General features: G+C 71.9%; 5 protein-coding genes. All 5 read right to left on the bottom strand.

Going from position 1 to position 7,943, the window contains the following annotated elements; translation table 11 throughout:
• Positions 1 to 221: 221 nt before the first annotated feature.
• Positions 222 to 1,658: a UDP-N-acetylmuramoyl-L-alanine--D-glutamate ligase gene (gene murD, locus ABZ562_RS40880; RefSeq protein WP_361490487.1), complete on the bottom strand. Its 1,437-nt coding sequence runs from the start codon at positions 1,656 to 1,658 to the stop codon at positions 222 to 224.
• On the bottom strand, positions 1,655 to 2,722 hold the full coding sequence (gene mraY / locus ABZ562_RS40875; RefSeq protein WP_055556414.1) for a phospho-N-acetylmuramoyl-pentapeptide-transferase: 1,068 nt from the start codon (positions 2,720 to 2,722) through the stop codon (positions 1,655 to 1,657). The genes murD and mraY overlap by 4 nt, the downstream gene beginning before the upstream one ends.
• A 59-nt stretch (positions 2,723 to 2,781) precedes the next feature.
• A complete protein-coding gene (murF, locus tag ABZ562_RS40870) occupies positions 2,782 to 4,209 on the bottom strand; it encodes a UDP-N-acetylmuramoyl-tripeptide--D-alanyl-D-alanine ligase (RefSeq protein WP_361490484.1) in 1,428 nt (475 codons plus the stop codon).
• 62 nt (positions 4,210 to 4,271) lie between these two features.
• A complete protein-coding gene (locus tag ABZ562_RS40865; protein WP_361490481.1) occupies positions 4,272 to 5,888 on the bottom strand; it encodes a UDP-N-acetylmuramoyl-L-alanyl-D-glutamate--2,6-diaminopimelate ligase in 1,617 nt (538 codons plus the stop codon).
• A 159-nt stretch (positions 5,889 to 6,047) separates the two neighbouring features.
• On the bottom strand, positions 6,048 to 7,943 hold a 1,896-nt coding region (locus ABZ562_RS40860), incomplete at its 5' end, for a penicillin-binding protein 2 (RefSeq protein ID WP_361490479.1).

Raw genomic sequence — 7,943 nt, 5'->3', positions numbered from 1 at the left:
CCGAAGACGGCGATGACGACGAGCACCACGGCCAGCGTGGAGTTGATCAAACGACGGCGCATGGTCCCACCGTGTCAGCCACCGTCAGCTTTTCTACGCGGCCCGGGGCGGCCGGGGGCTGCGGCCTGCCGGGACCGGGGCGCCGCGGGCTGGTCAGGCGTCATGTCGTATCCCCTCCAGGTTCTCCGCGCGAGCGGTGGTCCTCGCGGGGGACCTGCGGGCTACTGCTCGTCCGTGACCGGGCCGGAGGCCAGGTCGCGGACCGCCGCGGCGAAGGCGTCGCCCCGCTTGTTGTAGTTGGTGAACATGTCCATCGAGGCGCAGGCCGGGGCCAGAAGGACGGTATCGCCCGGCCGGGCGAGCCGGGCCGCTTCCCGGACAGCCGCCGCCATCGCCCCAGTGTCGGTCCGGTCGAGGTCCACGACCGGGACATCCGCTGCGTGTCGCGCGAGCGCTTCCCGGATCAGGGCGCGGTCGGCGCCGATCAGCACCACGCCGCGCAGCCGCTGGGCGGCCGTGGAGACCAGTTCATCGAAGGTGGCGCCCTTGGCGAGGCCGCCGGCGACCCACACGATGTGCTCGTACGCGCCCAACGACGCCTCGGCGGCGTGGGTGTTGGTCGCCTTGGAGTCGTCCACGTAAGCCACGCCCTCGACGTCCGCGACGTGCTCCACCCGGTGCGGGTCGGGGCGGAAGGCGCGCAGCCCGTCCCGTACGGCGGTGGGCGGCACGCCGAAGGCGCGGGCCAGGGCCGCGGCGGCGAGCGCGTTGGCGATGTTGTGCGGCGCGGGCGGGTTGACGTCGGCGACCTCGGCCAGCTCCTGGGCGCTCTTCTGCCGGTCGGCGATGAAGGCCCGGTCGACGAGGATGTTCTCGACGACGCCGAGCTGGGAGGGGCCGGGGGTGCCGAGGGTGAAGCCGATCGCCCGGCAGCCCTCCTCGACATCGGCCGCCCGGACCAGGTCCTCGGTGGCGGGGTCGGCGGCGTTGTAGACGCAGGCCACCTGGTTGCCCTCGTAGATCCGGCCCTTGTCGGCCGCGTACGCCGCCATGGAGCCGTGCCAGTCGAGGTGGTCGGGGGCGAGGTTGAGCACCGCGCCGGAGTGGGCGCGCAGCGAGGGCGCCCAGTGCAGCTGGTAGCTGGACAGCTCGACGGCGAGCACGTCGTACGGCGTATCGCCCAGCACGATGTCCAGGAGCGAGACGCCGATGTTGCCGACGGCGGCGGTGCGCAGTCCGGCCGCCTCCAGGATGGACGCCAGCATGCGCACGGTGGTGGTCTTGCCGTTGGTGCCGGTGACCGCGAGCCAGGGCGCGGAGTCCGGGCCGCGCAGCCGCCAGGCCAGCTCCACATCGCCCCACACCGGGACGCCCGCCTTCTCGGCGGCCAGGAACAGCGGGCTGGTGGGCTTCCAGCCGGGCGTGGTGACGACCAGTTCGGTGCCCTCGGGGAGGGTGTCCCCGTCACCGAGCCGCACCGTGATGCCGAGCGGCTCCAGTTCGGCCGCCTGGGCGCGCTGGGGCTCGCCGTCGCTTCCGTTGACGACGGTCACCGTGGCCCCGAGGCCCCGCAGCGCACGCGCTGCGGGGACCCCGGAGACGCCGAGTCCGGCGACGGTGACATGCCGTCCGGCGAGGTCGGTGACGTCGATGGTCACGAAGCCCGCCAGCCCGCGTAGAAGAGGCCGAGTCCGACGATCACGCACATGCCCTGGATGATCCAGAACCGGACCACCACCAGGACTTCGCTCCAGCCCTTGAGTTCGAAGTGGTGCTGGAGTGGTGCCATCCGGAAGACCCGGCGCCCGGTGAGGCGGAACGAGCCGACCTGGATGACCACGGACAGGGTGATCAGGACGAACAGCCCACCGAGGATGGCCATCAGCAGCTCCGTACGGGAGCAGATGGCGAGGCCCGCGAGGGCGCCGCCGAGCGCGAGCGAGCCGGTGTCCCCCATGAAGATCTTGGCGGGCGAGGTGTTCCACCACAGGAAGCCGAAGCAGGCGCCCATCAGCGCGGAGGCGACGACCGCGAGGTCGAGCGGGTCGCGCACCTCGAAACAGGACGAGGGATTGGTGAGGGTGTCCGCGTTGGCGCAGGACTCCTGGTACTGCCAGACGCCGATGAAGGTGTAGGCGCCGAAGACCATCACGGAGGCGCCGGTGGCCAGGCCGTCCAGGCCGTCGGTGAGGTTCACGCCGTTCGACATCGCGAGGATCATGAACAGCGCCCAGATCGCGAAGATCACCGGGCCGAAGGACCAGCCGAAGTCCTGGACGAAGGAAAGCCGGTCGGAGGCCGGGGTCTGCTGGCGGGCGTCGGCGAAGTTCAGCGCGAGGATCGCGAAGGCGACACCGACGATCAGCTGGCCGGCCATCTTGGCCTTGGCCCGCAGACCCAGGCTGCGCTGCTTGACGATCTTGATGTAGTCGTCGAGGAAGCCGACCAGGCCCATGCCCGCGAACAGGAAGAGCACCAGCACACCGGAGAAGGTGGGCTGGCTGCCCGTGATCACCTTCGTCACCGCGTAGGCGATCAGGGTGGCCAGGATGAAGGAGATGCCGCCCATGGTGGGCGTGCCCTTCTTGCTGCCGTGCGTCCGCGGGCCGTCGTCCCGGATGTACTGGCCGTATCCCTTGCGGGCGAGCAGTTTGATCAGCAGCGGGGTGCCGATCAGGGTCAGGAAGAGCCCGATGGCTCCGGAGAAGAGGATCTGCCGCATGGCGGGTACGTGGTCTTCTCCCGCGGCGAGGCCACCGGCGAGGAGGATCTGCCCCATGGTCATCGCCCGGCGACCTCACCCTCGAGCAACGCCTGCGCGAGTGCCTCCAGGCCGACCGACCTGGACGCCTTCACCAACACGACATCCCCCGGTCGCAGCTCGCTCCGCAGCAGATCGACCGCTGCCCGCACGTCGGACACGTGCACCGACTCCTCACCCCACGAACCCTCGTTCTTGGCGCCCATGTCCAGCCACGCGGCCTCCCGGCCGCCGACCGCCACGAGCTTGCTGACGTTGAGCCGGACGGCCAGCCGTCCGACCGCGTCGTGCTCGGCCAGTGACTCATCGCCCAGCTCGGCCATCGGGCCCAGCACCGCCCACGTGCGACGCCCCGGTGTTGCGGCGCCCATCGCGGCCAGCGCGCGCAGCGCGGCTCGCATGGACTCGGGGTTCGCGTTGTAGGCGTCATTGACGACCGTCACGCCGTCCGAGCGCTCGGTGACCTCCATCCGCCAGCGGGAGAGCTGCCCCGCCTCGGAGAGCGCCACGGCGATCTCGTCGACGGACATGCCCGTCTCATGGGCGACGGCGGCCGCGGCGAGCGCGTTCGACACGTGGTGCTCACCGTACAGGCGCATGGTCACGTCACCGCACCCGGTAGGGGTGTGAAGCGTGAAGGCGGGGCGGCCACCGTCGGCAAGCCGGACATTCGAGGCACGCACGTCGGCGTCCTCGGCCTCGCCGAACAGGACGGTACGGGCCTTCGTACGGGACGCCATGGCGCGCACCAGGGGGTCGTCGGCGTTGAGCACCGCCACCCCGCCGTCCTCGGCTGAGGGCAGCGCCTCGACCAGTTCGCCCTTGGCCTCGGCGATCTGCTCGCGGCCGCCGAACTCGCCGATGTGGGCGGTGCCGACGTTGAGGACGAGCCCGATGCGGGGCGGGGTGAGGTCCGTCAGATAACGGATGTGGCCCTTGCCTCGGGCGCCCATCTCCAGCACCAGGTGCTGGGTCGTCGTATCGGCGCGCAGCGCGGTCAGCGGCAGCCCGATCTCGTTGTTGAACGAGCCGTGCGTCCATACGGTCGGGCCGTGACGCTGGAGCAGCTGGGCGATGAGGTCCTTGGTGCTGGTCTTCCCGGCGGAGCCGGTGAGCGCCACCACGGTGGTGCCCAGCCGCTCGACGGCGGCGCGGGCGAGCGCGCCCATGGCGGCGACGACGTCGGGGACGACGATCGACGGAACCGGGGCGTCCGCTGTGGAGACCGGGCGGGTGGCCAGGACCGCCACCGCGCCCGCCTCGACCGCGCCGCGCGCGTAGTCGTGGCCGTCCACGCGCTCGCCGGGGAGCGCGGCGAACAGGCTCCCGGGCCGCACCTCGCGGGAGTCGATCACGACGGGTCCGGTGACCTTCAGGTCAGGGTCCGGTATGTCGTGCGGCTGCCCACCGACGAGGCCGGTGATCTCGGTGAGGGACAGTGGGATCACTGATCACCTCCGGCCGTGCGGGAGAGCTGCCTGGAGGGGGCTGGTGCGCGCATGGCGGTCTGTCATCCCTGGTTGTCTTGATGGGTGTGCCCGTGCGGTTCGCTCGCCTCGGGGCGTCGCGGACCGCGCCCCTTGGCTCGCTCGCTGAGCTCGATGGCTTCCCGCAGGACCTCGCGGTCGTCGAAGGCGCGAACCACCCCGGCGATCGTCTGGCCCTGCTCATGGCCCTTGCCCGCGACGATCACGGTGTCGCCGGGTTCCGCGCGGGCGACGGCGGCGGCGATGGCGTTCGCCCGGTCCTCCTCGACCAGGACGTCGCCGCGCTCGTGCGCGGGCACCTCGGCGGCGCCCGCGAGCATCGCGGCGAGGATGGCGAGCGGGTCCTCGGAGCGGGGGTTGTCCGAGGTCAGTACGGCCGTGTCGGCGTACCGGGCCACCGCGGAGCCCATCGGCCCGCGCTTGAGCCGGTCGCGGTCGCCGCCGCAGCCGAGGACGGCGTGCAGCTTGCCGTCGGTGACCCTGCGCAGGGCGCGCAGCACCGACTCGACGGCGTCGGTCTTGTGGGCGTAGTCGACCACCGCGAGGTACGGCTGGCCCACGTCGATGCGCTCCAGCCGCCCGGGCACGCCGGGGACGGCGGCGATGCCGTCCGCGGCCGTCTGCGGGTCGATCCCGGCGACGGCGAGCGCGACGAGGGCGGCGAGCGCGTTGGCGACGTTGAACGGGCCCGCGATCGGGGCGGCGGCCCGCACCGTCTCGCCGTTGGGGCCGATCGCGGTGAAGGTCGAGCCGAACGGGCCGACCTCGACATCCGCGGCGCGCCAGTGGGCGTCGGGGTGGCCCTCGGCGGAGAAGGTGGTGACGGGGACCTCGGACTCCTCGATGAGCCGGCGGCCGTACTCGTCGTCGTAGTTGATCACTCCGGCCCGGCTGCGGGCCCTGGTGAACAGCTGGGCCTTGGCCTGGAAGTAGTCCTCCATCCCCGAGTGGAACTCCATGTGCTCCGGGGAGAGGTTGTTGAAGACGGCGACGTCGAAGACGCAGCCGTCGACGCGGCCGAGGACCAGGGCGTGGCTGGAGACCTCCATGACGACCGAGTGGACGTCGCGTTCGCGCATCACCGCGAACAGCGCCTGCAGATCGGTGGCCTCGGGGGTGGTGCGCTCGGACTTGATGCGCTCGTCGCCGATGCGCATCTCGACGGTGCCGATGAGCCCCGTGGGGCCGCCCCCGGCCTGCTCGGCGGCGGCCCGGAGCCCGCCGTCGACGAGGTAGGCGGTGGTGGTCTTGCCGGAGGTGCCGGTGATGCCGATCTGCAGCAGGCTGTGGCCCGGCTCGTCGTAGATGGTGGCGGCCAGCGCGCCCATCCGGGCGCGCGGGTTGTCCACGACCAGGACCGGCAGTCCGGTGGCGGCGGCGCGCTCGGCGCCGTCCGGGTCGGTCAGCACGGCGGCCGCGCCGAGGTCGGCGGCCTGGGCGGCGAAGTCCGCGCCGTGCAGCCGGGCGCCGGACAGCGCGGCGTACACATCGCCCGGGCGCACGGCGCGCGAGTCATGGGTGATCCCGGTGACCGCGGCCTCGGCCGGGACTCCGGAGGCATCGACGCCCAGCTGGTCTGCCAGCTCCGCGAGCGGTACGGGGCGGACCTGGAGAGGGCGGGGCGCTCCCGGGTATTCCACAGAAACGTCCTTCTGAGGGGTTTGGGACTGATCAGCTTGGGGCACGGCGGTGAGCGTACCCGGCCCACCCGCTCCGTCGCGAAATCCGGCGGCGGAGCAGCGGCGCACCGGGCCCTGGTTCCCTGGCTCCGGCGTGATCGTCGTCACGGCTGAACCCGCTCAGCGGCCCGGGCTGTAGCTCACGGGGAGCCGCTTGGGCTGCGCACCCGTAGGCGGGACCTGCAGCGACTTGAGCGCGAACTCCATGACTTTTTTGTAGACCGGACCGCAGACCTGCCCGCCGAAATAGCTGCCCCTGGTCGGATTCTGCACCGCGCAGTAGACCGTGAGGCGCGGTTTGTCAGCTGGTGCGAAACCGGCGAAGGAAGCGGTGTATCCGTGATAACGGCCGGTTTTCGGGTCCACGCGGTTGGAAGTGCCGGTCTTGCCCGCCACGCGATAGCCGGGGATCTTCGCCTTGGCGCCGGTGCCCTCCTGGTCGTCCACGACCGATTCGAGCATCTCGGCGAGCGTCTTCGCGGTCTTCGCGCTCACCACCCGGTTCTTCTCGGGCGCCGGGGCGGCGGTGAAGTGGCCGCCAGGACCCCTGGTGCCGCGCACCAGGCTGGGGGCGATGCGCTGGCCGCCGTTGGCGACGGTGGAGTAGACGGAGGCCGCCTGGACGGCGTTGAGCGACAGTCCCTGCCCGAAGGGGATGGTGTACCCCTGCGAGGCGCTCCAGTCCTGCGGTTTGGCCAGGATGCCCGGGGTCTCGCCGGGGAGGCCGAGCCCGGTGGGCTGTCCGATGCCGAACCGCCGCAGATAGCGGTAGAGGATCCGGTTCTTCTGCTTCTCGGTCTTGCCCAGCTGCTCGGTGGCGAGGATGGTGCCGATGTTGCTGGACTTGGCGAGCACCCCGTTGAGCGTGAGGTACCAGGTGGGGTGGTCGATGTCGTCGGCGAAGGCGCGGCCCGCGCGCGGCAGCCGGTTCGGGACCTCCACCTGGGTGTCCCAGCGGGCGGCGCCCTCCTGCAGTACGGCGGCCATCGACATCAGCTTGCTGACGCTGCCCGGTTCGTACGCGTCGGAGACCGCGGCGTTGCCGAGGGCGTCGCCGTCCGCGGTGGAGATGTCGTTCGGGTCGAAGCCGGGGGCGTTGGCCATGGCCAGCAGTTGTCCGGTGCGGGTGTCCTGCACGACGACGTAGCCGCGGTCCGCCCGTGACTTCTTCACCTGGTCGGAGATGGCGCTCTGGGCGGCCCACTGGATGTCGCGGTCGATCGTCAGCTCGACGTCGCTGCCGGGCACCGCGGGCTTCTCGCTGAGGTCGCCGGTGGGCACCTGGTGGCCGCCGGACTGGGCGTAGACGCGCTTGCCGTCCTTGCCCGCGAGCTTGTCGTTCAGGTGCTGCTCGATCCCCGCCGCGCCGCGCCCGTCGGCGCCCACGAAGCCCAGGATCCCGGCGGCGAGGCCGCCGCCGGGGTAGACCCGCTTGCTGTGCGACTCCCGGTTGACCCCGGCCAGGACGTTGGTGCCCTTGCCCTTGCTCGCGCTGTCGTCCAGGGCGTTCTTCAGGTCCTTGATCTGGTTCCAGACCTGCGGGGTCTGCTGCCGGGCCAGCACGGCGTACTGCGACTTCGGGTTCTCGGTGAGCTTCTTCTCCAGGTCCGCCTCGTTCTTGCCGAGGATCGGCGCGAGGAGGGCGGCCGCCTGCCGGGGCGCGTCCTTGATCTTGGCGTTGCGCGGGGTGAGCAGGTCGGGGGCGGCCGTGATGTCGTACGCGTCCACGGTGGTGGCCAGGTTGACGCCGTCGCGGTCGGTGATGGACCCGCGCTCCGCGGACAGCTTCACCGGGATGTAGCGGTTGACGTTCGCCTTGGCGGCGTACGCGGAGGCGTCCACGGCCTGCACCTGGAGCAGCCGGACGACGAAGACCAGCATGACGAGGGTGAGGCCGAGGCTGATCAGCCGCAGCCGGGGGCGCGGGCTGCCCAGCCGCAGCTGCGCCTGGGCGCCGCCGGGGCGCCCGCCGCGCCCCGAGGGGCGGCGCTGCGCCCCCTGGCGCGGGCGGCGGTC

Source organism: Streptomyces sp. NPDC019937 (genome assembly GCF_040631655.1).
In the GTDB taxonomy this organism is placed as follows: Bacteria; Actinomycetota; Actinomycetes; order Streptomycetales; family Streptomycetaceae; genus Streptomyces.
Note: the sequence above shows the minus strand (reverse complement) of the source record. Positions and strands in the feature narration are given on the sequence as shown.